This is a genomic window from Buchnera aphidicola str. Sg (Schizaphis graminum), assembly GCF_000007365.1.
Lineage (GTDB): Bacteria > Pseudomonadota > Gammaproteobacteria > Enterobacterales > Enterobacteriaceae > Buchnera > Buchnera aphidicola.
Genome location: NC_004061.1, coordinates 608,480 through 624,211 on the forward strand (window position 1 = coordinate 608,480; position 15,732 = coordinate 624,211).

General features: G+C 23.7%; 15 protein-coding genes, 1 tRNA gene and 1 pseudogene. 9 read left to right on the forward strand and 8 right to left on the reverse strand.

Features of this window, described 5'->3' with window-relative positions; genetic code table 11:
* Positions 1–91: 91 nt before the first annotated feature.
* Entirely contained in the window at positions 92–1,759 is a 1,668-nt protein-coding gene (pgi, locus tag BUSG_RS02915) for a glucose-6-phosphate isomerase (RefSeq protein ID WP_011054057.1), read from the reverse strand.
* A gap of 130 nt (positions 1,760–1,889) precedes the next feature.
* On the opposite strand from pgi, the gene orn reads away from it, so the two are divergent.
* From orn to BUSG_RS02930, 3 genes are all read left to right on the forward strand, one after another.
* Positions 1,890–2,444: an oligoribonuclease gene (gene orn / locus BUSG_RS02920; protein WP_011054058.1), complete on the forward strand. Its 555-nt coding sequence runs from the start codon at positions 1,890–1,892 to the stop codon at positions 2,442–2,444.
* A gap of 129 nt (positions 2,445–2,573) precedes the next feature.
* Positions 2,574–2,649 (forward strand) — tRNA-Gly (locus BUSG_RS02925).
* A gap of 248 nt (positions 2,650–2,897) precedes the next feature.
* Positions 2,898–3,599, forward strand: a complete 702-nt coding sequence (locus BUSG_RS02930; RefSeq protein ID WP_011054059.1) for an N-acetylmuramoyl-L-alanine amidase — start codon at positions 2,898–2,900, stop codon at positions 3,597–3,599.
* Positions 3,600–3,688: 89 nt separating this feature from the next.
* On the opposite strand, the gene rpmE is transcribed toward BUSG_RS02930, so the two are convergent.
* A complete protein-coding gene (gene rpmE / locus BUSG_RS02935; protein ID WP_011054060.1) occupies positions 3,689–3,907 on the reverse strand; it encodes a 50S ribosomal protein L31 in 219 nt (72 codons plus the stop codon).
* A 560-nt stretch (positions 3,908–4,467) separates the two neighbouring features.
* Between rpmE and hslV the strand changes: the two genes are divergently transcribed.
* From hslV to BUSG_RS02955, 4 genes are all read left to right on the forward strand, one after another.
* Positions 4,468–4,998 carry an ATP-dependent protease subunit HslV gene (gene hslV, locus BUSG_RS02940; RefSeq protein ID WP_011054061.1) on the forward strand — a complete coding sequence of 177 codons (531 nt, stop codon included), beginning with the start codon at positions 4,468–4,470 and terminating at the stop codon, positions 4,996–4,998.
* An 11-nt stretch (positions 4,999–5,009) separates the two neighbouring features.
* Positions 5,010–6,341, forward strand: a complete 1,332-nt coding sequence (gene hslU, locus BUSG_RS02945; RefSeq protein ID WP_011054062.1) for an HslU--HslV peptidase ATPase subunit — start codon at positions 5,010–5,012, stop codon at positions 6,339–6,341.
* A gap of 210 nt (positions 6,342–6,551) precedes the next feature.
* Positions 6,552–7,037, forward strand: a complete 486-nt coding sequence (locus tag BUSG_RS02950; protein WP_044006067.1) for an Hsp20 family protein — start codon at positions 6,552–6,554, stop codon at positions 7,035–7,037.
* 102 nt (positions 7,038–7,139) lie between these two features.
* Positions 7,140–7,913 (forward strand): ferredoxin--NADP(+) reductase, encoded by a 774-nt coding sequence (locus tag BUSG_RS02955; RefSeq protein ID WP_011054064.1) that lies wholly within the window; start codon positions 7,140–7,142, stop codon positions 7,911–7,913.
* 4 nt (positions 7,914–7,917) lie between these two features.
* On the opposite strand, the pseudogene epmA reads toward BUSG_RS02955, so the two are convergent.
* Positions 7,918–8,891: pseudogene (gene epmA, locus BUSG_RS02960) on the reverse strand (elongation factor P--(R)-beta-lysine ligase).
* A gap of 99 nt (positions 8,892–8,990) precedes the next feature.
* On the opposite strand from epmA, the gene coaD reads away from it, so the two are divergent.
* Positions 8,991–9,488 carry a pantetheine-phosphate adenylyltransferase gene (gene coaD, locus BUSG_RS02965; RefSeq protein WP_011054065.1) on the forward strand — a complete coding sequence of 166 codons (498 nt, stop codon included), beginning with the start codon at positions 8,991–8,993 and terminating at the stop codon, positions 9,486–9,488.
* Between the two features lie 75 nt (positions 9,489–9,563).
* On the opposite strand, the gene BUSG_RS02970 is transcribed toward coaD, so the two are convergent.
* Entirely contained in the window at positions 9,564–10,415 is an 852-nt protein-coding gene (locus BUSG_RS02970) for a hypothetical protein (RefSeq protein ID WP_050702902.1), read from the reverse strand.
* Between the two features lie 236 nt (positions 10,416–10,651).
* A complete protein-coding gene (locus tag BUSG_RS02975; protein ID WP_011054066.1) occupies positions 10,652–10,990 on the reverse strand; it encodes a hypothetical protein in 339 nt (112 codons plus the stop codon).
* Between the two features lie 238 nt (positions 10,991–11,228).
* On the opposite strand from BUSG_RS02975, the gene BUSG_RS02980 reads away from it, so the two are divergent.
* Positions 11,229–11,978: a class I SAM-dependent methyltransferase gene (locus tag BUSG_RS02980; protein ID WP_011054067.1), complete on the forward strand. Its 750-nt coding sequence runs from the start codon at positions 11,229–11,231 to the stop codon at positions 11,976–11,978.
* A gap of 50 nt (positions 11,979–12,028) precedes the next feature.
* On the opposite strand, the gene BUSG_RS02985 is transcribed toward BUSG_RS02980, so the two are convergent.
* The 3 genes from BUSG_RS02985 to dapF all read right to left on the reverse strand — a co-directional run bounded on the left by BUSG_RS02985 (position 12,029) and on the right by dapF (position 15,645).
* The gene (locus BUSG_RS02985; protein ID WP_011054068.1) at positions 12,029–13,510 is read right to left on the reverse strand and encodes an inorganic phosphate transporter; all 1,482 of its coding nucleotides are present in this window, start codon (positions 13,508–13,510) and stop codon (positions 12,029–12,031) included.
* An 88-nt stretch (positions 13,511–13,598) separates the two neighbouring features.
* Positions 13,599–14,840, reverse strand: a complete 1,242-nt coding sequence (locus BUSG_RS02990) for an MFS transporter (RefSeq protein ID WP_011054069.1) — start codon at positions 14,838–14,840, stop codon at positions 13,599–13,601.
* A complete protein-coding gene (gene dapF / locus BUSG_RS02995) occupies positions 14,821–15,645 on the reverse strand; it encodes a diaminopimelate epimerase (RefSeq protein ID WP_209440382.1) in 825 nt (274 codons plus the stop codon). Before dapF ends, BUSG_RS02990 begins: the two co-directional genes overlap by 20 nt.
* Positions 15,646–15,732: the final 87 nt, after the last annotated feature.

Sequence of the window (15,732 nt, forward strand, 5' to 3'; positions counted from 1 at the left end):
AGTTAAAAATTTTTTAAAATACTTTATAAAATATCATTAAAAGACTGATATCGTATTTTTAAAAAATAGAAAAAATTTTAATTAATTGAAATTAAAGATAATTTTGTTTATTTTTAAAAAAATTATAAAAATCAATAAGCCCTTGTGTTGAAGAATCATAAGATTTACTATTCTTTGTTTTTTCATTAATATTTTTATAAATACTTTGTGCTACTTCCTTTCCTATTTCAACACCCCATTGATCAAAACTAAAAATATTTAATATATGACCTTGAACAAAAATTTTGTGTTCATACAACGCAATTAACATTCCTAATGTATAAGGTGTTATTTTCCGTAATAAAATAGAATTTGTTGGTTTATTTCCTTCGCATATTTTAAAAGGTAAAATTCTATTAAATTCATCTTCTTCTTTTTTAAAAGAAGTAGATTCTTTTAAAAAAGAATTTTTAGATTTTCCAAAAGCAAGTACTTGAGTTTGAGCTAAAAAATTAGATATTAATTTAAGATGATGATCATTTAAATTATTATGAGAAACAGTTGGTACGATAAAATCACTTGGGATTAATTTAGTGCCTTGATGAATCAACTGAAAAAATGCATGCTGACCATTGGTACCTGGTTCACCCCAAATAATAGGTCCAGTTTGATAACATACCTTATTTCCATTTTTGTCAATTGATTTTCCATTAGATTCCATATTAGATTGTTGAAAATATGCAGAAAAACGATGCATATATTGATCATATGGAAATATAGCTTCTGTTTCAGAATTAAAAAAGTTAGTATACCAAATACTAATCAGAGCTAGTAAAATAGGAATATTTTTATCATATTCAGTATGATAAAAATGATTATCCATAACATGTGCTCCCTGTAAAAATTTTTCGAAATTATTAAATCCAATAGATAGAACAATAGATAATCCAGCAGAAGACCATAATGAAAAACGACCTCCTACCCAGTCCCAAAATTGAAAAATATTTTTTATATTAATTCCAAAATTCACAGCATTGTTTATATTGGCTGACAAAGCAAAAAAATGTTTATCTAAAGTTTCTTTCGTTTTTGAATGTTTTAAAAACCAAAATTTTGCACTATTAGCATTAGTTATAGTTTCATCGGTAGTAAATGTTTTAGAAGCTATTAAAAAAATTGTTGTTTCAGGATTGATCTTTTTTAAAATCTCAGAAAGATGAGTACCATCTATGTTAGAAACATAGTGTATATTTAAATGATTTTTATATGGACGCAATGCTTCTGTAACCATATAAGGTCCTAAATCTGATCCTCCAATACCTATATTAACAACATCAGAAATAGATTTTCCACTGTAACCTTTCCATGTTCCATCAATAACTAATTCCGAAAAATTTTTCATTTTTTTAAGTACATCATTAACTTCTGACATAATATCAGAATTATTTAGTAAAATTGGAAAATTACTTCTATTGCGTAAAGCAATATGCAATACAGACCTATTTTCAGTTTGATTAATTTTAGATCCAGAAAACATTAATTTAATAGCAGACTTAACATTCATTTCTTTTGCTAAATTTAATAAAAGTATTAAAGTTTTTTCAGTAATACGATTTTTTGAAAAATCAATTAATATTTCATTTTCAAAAAAAATTGAAAACTTTTTAAATCTATTGAAATCAGATAAAAAAAGATCTTTTAAATGGATATTTTTAACTTCCTTAAAATGATTTTTTAAATCTTTCCAAGATTTAGTTTCAATAAGATTAATATTTTTCATCTGATTTACCTGTGTTTAATTTTTATTAATATATTAAAAACATTTATTTTTTATTGAGTTTTTATTATACTATATTCATTAATTTTTAACTAAAAAAATAGAATTAAAAAAAATTTATTTATAAAAAATTATGACTATTAATAATGAAAATCTTATTTGGATTGATTTGGAAATGACTGGATTGAATTCTGAAATACATCGAATTATTGAGATTGCTACAGTAATTACAGATACAAAATTAAATATAATTTCAGAAGGTCCAGTTATTGCTATTCATCAAAAAGAAGAACATATAGTAATAATGGATGAATGGAATACTAAAATACATAAAAAAAATGGATTAATAAAACGAGTACAAAAAAGTATATATAATGAATCAAAAGCTGAATCTAAAACTATATTCTTTTTAAAAAAATGGGTTCCTATTCAATCATCACCTATCTGTGGTAACAGTGTCTATCAAGATAGAAAGTTTTTAGCTCGATATATGCCAAATTTAGAAAACTATTTTCACTATCGATGTATAGATGTTAGTACTATTAAAGAATTAGTAAATCGTTGGTGTCCTTCATTTAAAAAAATAAAAAAACAAAATCATACAGCATTAGAAGATATTCATGAATCTATAATAGAATTAAATTTTTATAAAAAAATTTTTTTTGATACTATAAAATATAGTAAATAACATTCTATTCTAATTAAAGTTATTTAAAGAATTTTTAAATAAAATCAATATTTTTTAAAAGAAAGCTTGATAAATATATCTTATATATATAATATAAATAAATATAATAAGCATAAAATTATAAATTTTGCGGGAATAGCTCAGTTGGTAGAGCACAACCTTGCCAAGGTTGGGGTCGCGAGTTCGAATCTCGTTTCCCGCTCCATTTATATCATCAATCTAAAAATTAAATTATAGATAAGGAAAATTTATGATTTTTTGTCCTTTTTATAAATGGATAATATTTGCCGTTTTATTATTTACCTTTCAAACACAATCTGCAGATAAACTAAATAAAATTAATTTCAAAAAAGATAATTTTAAAAAAAATAAATATGATTTTTTTTTAAAAATATAAAAAAAAATCAAAAGAACAAGAACAATACAAAAAACCCATTAAAAAAATTTATTATAGTGATTGATCCAGGACATGGAGGACAAGATCCAGGAGCAATAAATAGTTTAGGATTACAAGAAAAAAAAATAACTTTAAAGATTGGTATAAAACTTAAAAATTTATTACAAAATAGTGATTTATTTTATCCAGTTTTAACGCGAAATGATGATTCTTATGTATCATTAAAAAAAAGAAGAGATTTTCTAAAAAATAATCACGTAAGTTTTTTAATATCTATCCATGCAGACTCTTCTAAAAAAAGATATGTATCAGGTGCATCAATCTGGATTACTACTAATGATAGAATGCATCGTGAAATTAATAATTTTATAAAAAATAGAGAAGAAAACATATATTTTCCTAAAAACATTCAAAATTTAATTCAAAAAAATAAACATGATTTTTTTTTAAAAAAAACTGTTCTCGATTTACAATTTAATAATTTTCAAAAAATGGAAATTAATTTATCTAGATATATATTTCAACAACTTAAAAAAATTATAAAATTAGATAAAATAAATCTAAACTATGCCAGTTTAGGAATACTGAGCTCTATAAATACACCTTCTATGTTAATAGAAACAGGGTTTATCACAAATTTTTTAGAAGAAAAAAAATTAAGAACTAACAAATACCAAAATAAAATTGCAAATGCTATCTATATTGCTTTAAAAAATTATTTTCAAGATAGATTGCTCTCTAACTTGAGAAATACATAAAAAATTTGAAAAATAATTCTTAAAATTATTTTAAGCATCTAATTTATTGTAAGATGCTTAAAATTAAAAATTATAAATTAAAATATCATTTATACCGTATCTTTCTTAATCAGTTTAAAACGTTTTTTAAATCTTTCAACTCGTCCTCCAGTATCAATAATTCTTTGTTTTCCAGTATAAAATGGATGACATTTTGCACATATATCTAAATTTAGATTGACATTAACGGTTGAGAAAATTTCAATTATATTTCCACATGAGCAAGTAGCTATTATTTGAGAATAAGCTGGATGTATTTTTTTTTTCATAAAAGTTTTCCTAAAATATATATAACAATATCTATTCTATTATACGATTATTAGTGTACTAATAATCAATATTTTTCAATTTAAATAAAATATATAACAAAATATGTACAACGATAAAAATAAAATTAATTCAGTGTATTTTAAAAAAAAAAAAAAAAAATAAAAAAAAAAGAAAATAAATTTAAATAAATATCATATTCTCATTATTATAATAGTTATTATTTTACTTTTTTGCTTTTTAAACATGTTTTTTAAAAAATCAAAAAATATAGAAAAAAAAATTTTTATAGATAAAAAAATAAGTGATGACTTATTACCTCCCAAACCTAAACAAAAATGGAAATATATTCAAAGATTAGAAAATTTGTAATTTTTAAAATTTCTTTCAAAAATTTAATAAAATTAAATTTTTTGTCCATAATTAATAGTTTTTTTTATTAACAATTTTACTCAAATAATTCATATAAATTAAAGTTATAACGCTCAATTTGTTTTATTATAAATTTTATTTTTTATATAATTAAAAAAATAAACACATTATTTTTTAAGAGGTTTTTCTTGTGACCACAATACTCAGTGTAAGATTAAAAAATAAAGTAGTAATTGGAGGTGATGGACAAGCTACTTTAGGCAATACTATTATGAAAAGTAATGTTAAAAAAATCAGAACACTTTATCATGAAAAGGTGATTGCTGGTTTTGCAGGTGGAACTGCAGATGCTTTCACTTTATTTGAAATGTTTGAAAAAAAATTAGCTATGTATCAGGGTCAATTGCCACGTGCTGCTATTGAATTAGCAAAAGATTGGAGATCTGATAGAATGTTACGTAAATTAGAAGCTTTGTTAGCAGTTGCTGATAAAGACACTTCATTAATTATTACTGGAAATGGCGATGTGATACAGCCTGAAGATGATTTAATTGCAATAGGTTCTGGTGGATCTTATGCTCAATCTGCAGCACGTGCATTAATTAATAATACTACACTCAACGCTGATGAAATCGTAGAAAAATCATTAAATATTGCAGCAAATATTTGTATATATACCAATCATAGTTTTACTATAAAAGAACTATTTTCAGAAAAATAAGGATTATTTATATGTCTGAAATGACACCCCCTCAAATTGTTTCTGAACTTAATAAATTTATTATTGGTCAAGAACAAGCAAAAAAAGCTGTTGCTATTGCATTAAGAAATCGTTGGAGGAGAATGCAATTAAATAACGAGTTACGTCATGAAATTACTCCTAAAAATATCTTGATGATTGGTCCTACTGGAGTAGGAAAAACAGAAATTGCTAGAAGATTGGCAAAATTAGCAAATTCACCTTTTATAAAAGTAGAAGCAACTAAATTTACTGAAGTTGGATACGTTGGAAAAGAAGTAGACTCAATTATTCGAGATTTAACCGATGCAGCTATTAAAATGATTCGAGTAAAAAACATTGAAAAAAACAAACTTCGAGTCGAAGAAATAGTTGAAGAAAGAATACTAGACGTTCTAGTACCTAGACCGAAAAATAACTGGACAGAAAATGAAAAAAATGAAAGTTTATTAAATACATTGCAAGTATTTCGAAAAAAATTAAGAGAAGGAATTCTCGACGAAAAAGAAATTGAAATTAATGTATTAGCTAGCACTATGGGAGTTGAAATAATGGCGCCTCCTGGTATGGAAGAGTTAACAAGTCAATTGCAATCTCTTTTTCAAAATTTAGGAGGGCATAAAAAAAATACAAGAAGACTAAAAATAAAAGATGCAGTTTTGTTATTAAAAGAAGAAGAAGCTGCTAAATTAATAAATCAAGAAGAAATTAAAAAAGAAGCAATTAATGCAGTAGAACAAAATGGTATAGTATTTGTTGATGAAATTGATAAAATATGTAAAAGACGTGATTCTTCTGGTCCAGATGTTTCTAGAGAAGGTGTGCAAAGAGATTTACTCCCTTTAGTTGAAGGTTGCACTGTATCAACTAAGTATGGCATGGTTAAAACAGATCATATTTTATTTATTGCATCAGGTGCTTTTCAAACATCAACACCTTCTGATTTGATTCCCGAGTTACAAGGACGTCTTCCGATCAAAGTAGAATTACAACCATTAACAATTAATGATTTTGAAAAAATTCTAACTGAACCAACTGCATCTATTACAGCACAATATAAAGCTCTTATGAAAACAGAAGGTGTATGCATCAATTTTACAAAAGAAGGAATACGAAATATTGCAGAAGCAGCTTGGAAAGTTAATGAATCTATGGAAAATATTGGAGCACGTCGTTTACATACAATATTAGAAAAACTTATGGAAGATATTTCTTTTAATGCTTGTGATAACGTTGGTAAAACTATTGAAATTAACTCAGAATATGTTGGAAAACATTTAGATCAACTAATATCTAACGAAGATTTAGGTAGATTTATTTTATAATTTTTAAAATTCTAATCTATTTTTTAATAAATTAAAACAGATGAATGTTTTTTAAAAAAATATAAATATTTTTATTATTTATTACAAATAGTTGTTGAAAAAAAAAAATAAAACCTTATATCGAATTAAGAAACTTTTTTTAGTTCCAATATTGATTGTAAGAGTATAAAACTAAAATAAATATAAATCTATAATATGAAAGGAGGTTTTATGTCTTATCGTTCATTTTCTTTTTTACCAAATATTGATCAAAATAGTGTTTTTTCAAATAGATTCAATCAAATTGATAAAATTTTCAGTACATTAACAGGAGAAAAACCTTTATCAGATACACCAGCTTATAATTTATTTCAAATTGACGAACATAAATATGAATTAATATTAAGTATTCCTGGATATGAAGAAAAAGAATTAGATATTTCTGTACATAATAGTCAACTAACAGTACAGGGAAAAAAACAAAATCAAGAAAATGATGATAAAAAAATAAAAAAATATTTACATAAAGGGATTATATTTAATGATTTTTCTTTAAATTTTAACTTTGATCATAAAATTCAAGTAAAAAAGGCAGAACTATTTTCAGGATTATTAAAAATTAATTTTGAATGTAGAGTTCCAGATGAAGAAAAACCTAAAAAAATATTTATTAATATTCCAAACAAAGTGAAAGAAATTGAAAAAAATAAAATATAAAAATTTTTAATAAAAATGAATATTTTTTTAAATCAATCATTGTACTTGTTCCAAAATAAGTACAATGATTTAAAAATTAAAAAAAGGTAGGAAATTAGATTAATGAATCCATGGATTAATGCTAATGTTTTAAAAGTTCACAAGTGGACTCAAAATTTGTTCAGTCTTATTTTAAACGCAGAGATTGCTCCTTTTCAAGCAGGACAATTTACAAAATTAGCTTTAAATGAAGAAAACATAAATTTTTCTAATAATGTTAAAAAGAAAAAAATTCAAAGAGCATATTCGTTTGTTAATGCTCCAAGTAATAAAAATTTGGAAATTTATATTGTTCGAATACTTAATGGTAAATTAAGTAATCTTTTATATAATTTAAAATCTGGAGATAATTTATTTATTAAAGAAAAATCATTTGGTTTTTTTACTTTAGATGAAATACCTAATTGTAAAACATTATGGATGTTTGCTACTGGTACTGGAATAGGTCCTTATTGTTCTATACTACAAGAATATAAAAATATTAATAGATTTAAAAATATCATATTAATACATGCTGTAAGATATCAAAACGAATTAACCTATCTTCCTTTAATGAAGCAACTTTATAAAAGTTATAATGGAAAATTAAAGATTGAAACAATAGTAAGTAGAGAAAAAAATCATAATTCATTATATGGAAGAATCCCTCTTTTATTACAAAATCAAATTTTAGAAAAAAAAATTGGTTTAAAAATTAATCGCAATGATTCACATGTTATGTTGTGTGGAAATCCAGCTATGGTAAAAGATACATATCTTTTCTTACAAAAAGATCGATGTATGCAAAAAAATTTACGACGTAAACATGGTCATATTACAATGGAAAATTATTGGTAATATTTTAAGAACGTTCAAATGAAAAAGACATAACTTGATCAATGCTATTTTTATTTAAAGCTATCATAATTAAACGATCTAACCCTATAGCGACCCCTGAACAAGTCGGCAGACCATGATGGATTGCATCTAAAAAATAGTCATCTATTTTTTGTTCAGGAAGGTTCATATCACAGCGTTTTCTATTATCTTTAATAAAACGTTTTCTTTGTTCAAAATAATCCGTTAATTCATGAAAACCATTTCCTAATTCAATTCCTTTAAAAAAAATCTCAAATCTTTCTGAAACACGACTGTCTTTTTTATTTATAGAAGCAAGACAAGCTTGTTCTGAAGGAAAATGATAGACGAAAAGTGGTTTTTCTTTGCCAAGAAAAGGCTGTATTTGTAATGTAAATATATTTTCTATTAATTGATTTAAATCATTTTCAAGATAAATTAAATTTTTTAAGTTAAATTTTTTATAACATTGAAACAGTTCAGATAAACTAGTAGATAAAGGATCTATTTTTAAAAATTTCATGAATACTTCTTGATAAGAAATTTTATCTGCTTTATTAAAATTTAATATTTTTTGAAAAAAAAAGTCTATTTCTTCAATCATTTTTTCCATAGAACAAGAAAGTTGATACCATTCAAGCATAGTAAACTCTGGATTGTGATATTGACCAAATTCTTGGTTTCTAAAACTACGGCAAATTTGATATATAGATCCGCTTCCTGCAGATAATAAACGTTTCATATGATATTCTGGACTAGTTATTAACCATAATTTTTTTTTTTAATATTGTCATTAAAAGAAAAATAATTAGTTATAAACGGCATCAAATTTACATCTGTTACTCCTGATTGAGATAATATTGGAGTTTCTACTTCCATAATATTTTTTTTTAAAAAAAAAGAGCGAATATCAGCGATAATTTTTGATCTTTTCATTAAATCTTTAATAGAAGCACTAGGTTTCCATTTTTTTTTCATATATTGCCTTTAAAAAAATAAGAATATTAATTCTTAAAAAATATTATATATTTAATAAATAACTTTAACATAATTGATTTATAGATAAAAAAATAAAAAATGAAAAAAATTGCAATATATCCAGGTACGTTTGATCCAATTACATACGGACATTTAGATGTTATAACACGTGCAACAAAAATTTTTGATAATATCATTATTGCCATTTCAAATAACGTACATAAAAAAACTATTTTTAATTTAAAAGAACGAATAAAATTAACTAAACTAGCTACATTTCATCTTAAAAATATAAAAAAAGTAATTGGATTTAATGGTTTGCTCGCTAATTTAGCAAAAAGGGAAAAAAGTAATATTTTAATTAGAGGAGTACGAACAATATTTGATTTTGATTATGAAATAAAATTAGCAGCTATAAATAAACAAATTTATCCTGATTTAGATAGTATTTTTTTTCTTTCTTCTAAAGAAGTATCATTTATATCTTCATCTTTTGTAAAAGAAATAGCGAAATATCAAGGTAACATTAAACCGTATCTTCCTAAAGAAATACATTTCGCTTTAATAAAAAAATTTAAAGATATTCCTCAAAAATAAATATTATTTTTTAAAAAATAGGGTATATAAAATATACCCTATTATATTTTTCAAAACATATTTACGTTAAAAAAATCAATGAACAAATTTTGAAAATTTTACTCTTGGTGAATTCGCAGCAGAAAGAATTATACTCGTACGTATTTTAAAAGAATAATTTGGCTGAATAGAATTTTTGTCTTTTGCACGTAAATTAGACACATGAGTAACAACTAACTTTATTTGATTATTATCTATATGTGTAATTGTATAAACGTTTCTTGAATTTACAGTTTGATATTTATTTATTTCTGGATGTTCAGAAAGCAAATGAAGGTAAGACTGACTTAAAATTTTTGGATGTGCATATGCAGAAATTAATTGTTGATCTGTAATATTTGGAACTATTTTTTTAAACTTTTCTATCATATCTTCTTTATTTGTAGAGGGAATTAAATGTCCATCGATAACAAAAATAGCTGAATGAAAATCTTTCATAAAGTCTTTATTTAATTCTTCAGAAGAAGATTTTAACTTTTCATATATTTTTTGAAAGCCTCTTATCATAGAAAAGACATTTGCAGGTGATAAATCGAATTTATCTGAAAACTTCCAAATATTGTTGTCTGTAAAATATTTATAATGAGATTTTTCAATAGCTTTATTCATTCTATCTCTAAATTTTTTATCAACTCGTAAGGTACCTTCTCTTACTTCTATATCAAAATTTTCGTCTAAATTAGATGGATACCATTGATTTAAATTTTCTTTTTTGGGAACTGCAACATTAAGATCAGGGAATGAACTTTCATATTCAGGATGACGTGGATTTTTATTTAGTTTATTAACTACTTTTAATCTTCCTTCTTCTTTAACTTTTTCGATTATAGTATCTATAAAAAATTTTGAAGATTCAATTGTTTTATTTAATTCTTCAACTTGTTTCACTAAATTATCAATTTTTTCACTTGTTTCTTTAGTTGATTCTGTTGGTTGTGAAAATAATTCGCATCCGGCATTAAAAATTTTTAAAAAAGTTGTACCATTAAAAAGATTTATAGTTTCGTTTTTAATTTTCTCGTAAGCACTGAGTATGCTATCTTTTATTGTATTAAAAGATTCTATTATTTTTTTTTTTAAATTAATATCTTTAATTGTTGTTTCAATTTTTTCTTGAATTCGTTCTAATATATCGAGTGGATTGTAGGAAGTACTTTCAGCAGAGGACTCAGAAGAGGATTCAGAAAAAGTTTTTTTTTCATTATAAAATCATTAAATTTTAATAAATATTTTTTATAAAAATTTTCTAAATTAATTAAATTGTTTTTATTTTCGTTTTCGTTTTCAATATAATTAATAGAAACTTTAGTACTGCTAATAGGATGTTTTTTTTCTTCTATTAAAATTTTTGAAGTATTTTTAAGATTTTTTAGTGATTTATGGCATATTTCATCAATTTTAACTTTTAATTCTTTATGACGTATTGGATTTAATTTATCAACTAGAGTAACATTAGATGACATAATTTTTTTTCCTTTTTTTAATTTACTATTTTATTTAGTTTTATTGAATATTTTTTTGAAAATGTAAATTAAATTTTTTAAAAATAAAAAATTGGATTATTAGTTACAATCTAAAATCGTTATAACTATACGAAAAAAATTAAATTTTTTAGATTTGATAAAAATAAAAAATTTAATTTTAATTGTAAATTGTATTTTTGGAAAAGTCAATTAATTAATATTAAAAAATAAAAATATTATGAATATATATTTGATTATAAATCACGAAAATCAAAGAATACAAAATTTAATTGATAAATATCATTTAAAACATGATGAAAATTCTTCTATGGCTTTAATAATGAATTCTAATTCTTTAGAATTATATGATCGTTCAAAACCTCGTAATAAATCTATAAAAGTCAATTTTAGTTCAAAAAAAAATAATTATAGGTGTTTAAATTTTAAAAAAAAAAATGAAATTCTTTATAAAGCTATAGGAATTAAAAAAAATTATTTCCCTTCTGTTTTAGATGCAACAGCAGGATTAGGACAAGATTCATTTTTAATTTCTTTTTTAGGATGTTATGTTATTATGATGGAATATCATCCTGTCATTGCAGCATTATTGACAGATGGTTTAGAAAGAGGTTATAAAGATGAAAAAATTGGTTTTTGGTTAAAAAAGAGATTACATTTAATTTACGATAATAGCTTAAATATACTTAATATACCTATTTCACAACCTGATGTCATTTATTTAGATCCTATGTATCCAATTAATAAAAAAAAATCTCTTCCTAAAAAAAATATGCAATTTTTAAGAAAATTGGCAAATAAAGATGATCAATCTAAAAATTTGCTAAAGGTGGCTAGAAAATTTGCGAAAAAAAGAGTTGTTGTAAAGAGACCTTCTTATGCTAATCCTATATCTGATGAAAAGGTAGATTTTATTATTAGTAATAAATATCATCGTTTTGATATATATCTACCTTTTAAAAAAAAATAGGAGTACATTTTTTTAAAACGTACTCCTATAATTAAAATGTCATAAATCTTTTAAAAATTTTTTATAAATAAAAGAGTAATCCAATAAAAAAAACCAGACAATAAAATTGAAACAGGTAAAGTTAATATCCAAGCAAGAGCAATATTTTTTATTGTACTAATTTGAATACCATCTCCATCACTTAACATTGCTCCAGCTACAGAAGAAGACAAAATATGTGTTGTAGATACAGGTATTCCTGTATAGCTTGCTATACCAATTGATAAAGAAGCAGTTATCTGCGCCGACATGGCTTGTGCATATGTCATTCTTTTTTTTCCTATCTTTTCACCAATAGTTACTACTATACGTTTCCAACCAATCATTGTACCTACAGATAAAGAAAGTGCGATAATTAGTATTATCCACATTGGTGCATATTCAATCGTTTTAAGTATATCTTTTTTACTTTTTTTTAAAAAATCTTTTTCTTTTTTAACGATATTTGAAAAATGTATTGTTTGATCTATATTTTCAGAAAGAAAAAGTAAAAAATGACGTAATTTAAATCTTTGTTTTATATTTAATTGATTAAAATCATATATATTTTGTAATAAAAATTTAGTTTTTTTTATATTTTTTATAATTTCAAAATAATTATAATTTTTTATTGAAAAATCAATTTTTTTTTGATTTTTAGTATTTTTAATTATTTTGACTTTATTTTTTGAATAGTATTCATATAGATGATCAATTGTATTTTTTGTGTAAATAATTTCTTTTTTAGATGCATTTAAATTAACTAAAAAACCACATGGTGCAATTCCGATAAGGACAAGCATTAACAAACCAATTCCTTTTTGACCATCGTTTGCACCATGTGCATAACTTACTCCAATAGATGATAAGATCAAAGCGATTTTAATTAAAAAAGGTGGTTTTTTTTTGCCTTCTTTTTGTTCTCTTTCTAATGGAGTCATATGAATACGATAATGATTCTTTTTCTTTTTTAAAAAAAAACGTAACAAAAATATTAAACTACCCGAAATTATTAATCCTACAATCGGTGAAAAAATAAGAGATAAAAATACATTTGTCATTTTAGGAACATTTAAAGCATGTAATAAAGAAGAATCAGTAATTATCGCGTTAGTTAAACCAATTCCAATTATTGCTCCAATAAGCGAATGCGAACTTGAAGCTGGTAAACAAAAATACCAAGTAGATAAATTCCATAGTATAGCTGCTAATAACATAGAAAAAACCATAGCAAGAGCATTTTTTGAATTACTATTTAATAGTAAATCATTTGGCAATAAATGAACAATTGCATACGCAACTGTTAAACCTCCCAACAAGACACCAAGAAAATTAAATAGACCTGACATTATAACTGCAAAATGAGCTGAAGTTGCACGTGTATAAATCAATGTTGACACAGCATTTGCTGTATCATGAAATCCATTAATAGCTTCGTAACACAATACAAAAAATAAAGCTAGTAAAATAAATAAACTATGATTCAAATCAGAATAAGAAAATAAATATAGCATAACCTTTAAGCCATTTTGATGAATTGAACTAAGTTTATTATCTGTGAGAAACCTTGTTAGAGGAAAGTAATTATTTTAAAAAACTATATTATTTTTTTAATTTTAAAGATAATAAAATTGCGAAAATTAAAATTATAATAATAAAGGATGAAATACCTATCCATTTTAAATAAAACCAAAAAAATCCTCCGAATGTGCCAAAAATACTTGATCCTAAATAATAGAAAAACAAATATAAAGAAGTTGCTTGAACTTTAGCGATTTTTGCATGGAAACCAATCCAACTGCTTGCAATAGAATGAGATGCAAAAAAACCACTTGAAAATATCACTAATCCTAAAATGATTATGAAAATTTCATTATATTGTGTCATTAATAAACCTAAAATCATCAGTAATAATGCTATTCTTAATATACTGCTACGATTATATTGATTTATTAAAATTCCAGCTTTAGGAGAACTGTAAACTCCGGTCAAATAAATAATAGATAAAAATCCTATATTTGAAGAAGACAAAAAAAATGGTGATAACATTAATCGATAGCTAATATAATTAAAAATTGTAATAAAACTACCCATTAACATAAATCCTATTGCAAATAAGATTAACAATGTTGGATTTTTTAAATGCAAATAAAAATTTTTTAAAAATTTATTAAAATCTATAGAAATAGGATAAAAATTTTTTGAAGATGGTAAAAAATATAAAAAAAGACAAGATGACATTAAAGAAAAAAAACCAATAACTATAAATGCAATATGCCAAGAAAAATATTCTGCTAAAATACTACTTAATATTCTTCCAGAGCATCCTCCTATCGTATTTCCGCTGATATACAATCCCATGCAAAATGATACAGAATTTGGATGTACTTCTTCAACAATATAAGTCATGGCAACTGCGACAACACCACTTAGAGCTAGTCCAGTTAGGGCACGAAGAAAGACAATAACTGTCCAATTATTGCTAATAGAACATATAATAGTGAGTACTGCTGCTATTAATAAAGAAGAAGACATAATTGACTTTCTACCAATTCTATCTGATAAGGGTCCAATAAATAGTGTCCCAATTGACATTGTAGCTGTTGCTGCTGATAAAGATAAACTACTCTCTGTTGCAGTTAAACAAAATTGTTTAGAAAATACTGGTAAAATAGACTGAACACAATATAAAATAGAAAAACTAGAAAAACCGCCTAAAAAAAGAGATAAAACAATTTGATTAAATTTTTTTGTATTTTTTTTTTTAATAACATTTTTTATTTTCCAAAAGTATAAAAAACATTTTTTAAATAAAATATGTTTTTTATATGTATATATATCCATCGTAAATATGACAAGCTGTCCCTATCATATAAAGAGGATAATTAAAACCTTTCCATTTAATTATTAAATTACCACCTAATAAATCTACCTTAACATTATCACAAAGAAGATTTTTGGCTATACCAACTGCAACTGCTGCACACGCGCCACTACCGCAAGATTGAGTTTCACCTACATCACGTTCATACACTCTTAATTGAATGTGATTTTTGTTTATAACTTTCATAAAACCTACGTTTATTCCTTGAGGAAAAATTGAATTTTTTTCTAAAAGTTCACCAATTTTTTTTACAGGTGCATTATTTATAGATTCTACTTTAATAACACAATGAGGATTTCCAATAGATACTAAACTACATTTTAAATTTTTATTTATAAGTTTGACAGAAAAATTATTTAATACAATTTTTTTTGAAATAGATATTTCTTCTAATTTAAAACTAGGTTCATTCATATTAACTTGTATATTGTTATCAGACATAAATTTAATAGATATATTTTTTTTATTAGTACTTAACATAATTTTTCGTTTGTTGATTAAACCTTTTAAAAAAAGAAATAAACCTACACATCGAGCACCATTTCCACATTGTTCAACTTCATTTCCATTGGCGTTAAAAATACGATAATGAAAATCAAATTTAAAGTTATTAGATTTTTCAATTAATAATAATTGATCAAAACCAACTCCAGTATTTCGATTAGATAAGTTTTCAATAATTGATTTAGTTAAAATAAAATCTTGTTTAATCGATTCAATGACCATAAAGTCGTTGCCTAAACCATGCATCTTAGAAAAATAAATTTTTTTCTTTTTTTTGTAATTTGAAAACATTTTTATTCCTGATAGTTATTTATTCTTTTTACATTCTTAAAAATAAAACAATGTATA

Excerpts from the sequence above, each read along its gene's own strand:
- pgi (WP_011054057.1), bottom strand. The coding sequence starts at position 1,759 with ATGAAAAATATTAATCTTATTGAAACTAAATCTTGGAAAGATTTAAAA.
- orn (WP_011054058.1), top strand. The coding sequence starts at position 1,890 with ATGACTATTAATAATGAAAATCTTATTTGGATTGATTTGGAAATGACT.
- rpmE (WP_011054060.1), bottom strand. The coding sequence starts at position 3,907 with ATGAAAAAAAAAATACATCCAGCTTATTCTCAAATAATAGCTACTTGC.
- hslU (WP_011054062.1), top strand. The coding sequence starts at position 5,010 with ATGTCTGAAATGACACCCCCTCAAATTGTTTCTGAACTTAATAAATTT.
- BUSG_RS02950 (WP_044006067.1), top strand. The coding sequence starts at position 6,552 with ATGTCTTATCGTTCATTTTCTTTTTTACCAAATATTGATCAAAATAGT.
- BUSG_RS02955 (WP_011054064.1), top strand. The coding sequence starts at position 7,140 with ATGAATCCATGGATTAATGCTAATGTTTTAAAAGTTCACAAGTGGACT.
- coaD (WP_011054065.1), top strand. The coding sequence starts at position 8,991 with ATGAAAAAAATTGCAATATATCCAGGTACGTTTGATCCAATTACATAC.
- BUSG_RS02975 (WP_011054066.1), bottom strand. The coding sequence starts at position 10,990 with ATGTCATCTAATGTTACTCTAGTTGATAAATTAAATCCAATACGTCAT.
- BUSG_RS02980 (WP_011054067.1), top strand. The coding sequence starts at position 11,229 with ATGAATATATATTTGATTATAAATCACGAAAATCAAAGAATACAAAAT.
- BUSG_RS02985 (WP_011054068.1), bottom strand. The coding sequence starts at position 13,510 with ATGCTATATTTATTTTCTTATTCTGATTTGAATCATAGTTTATTTATT.
- BUSG_RS02990 (WP_011054069.1), bottom strand. The coding sequence starts at position 14,840 with ATGGATATATATACATATAAAAAACATATTTTATTTAAAAAATGTTTT.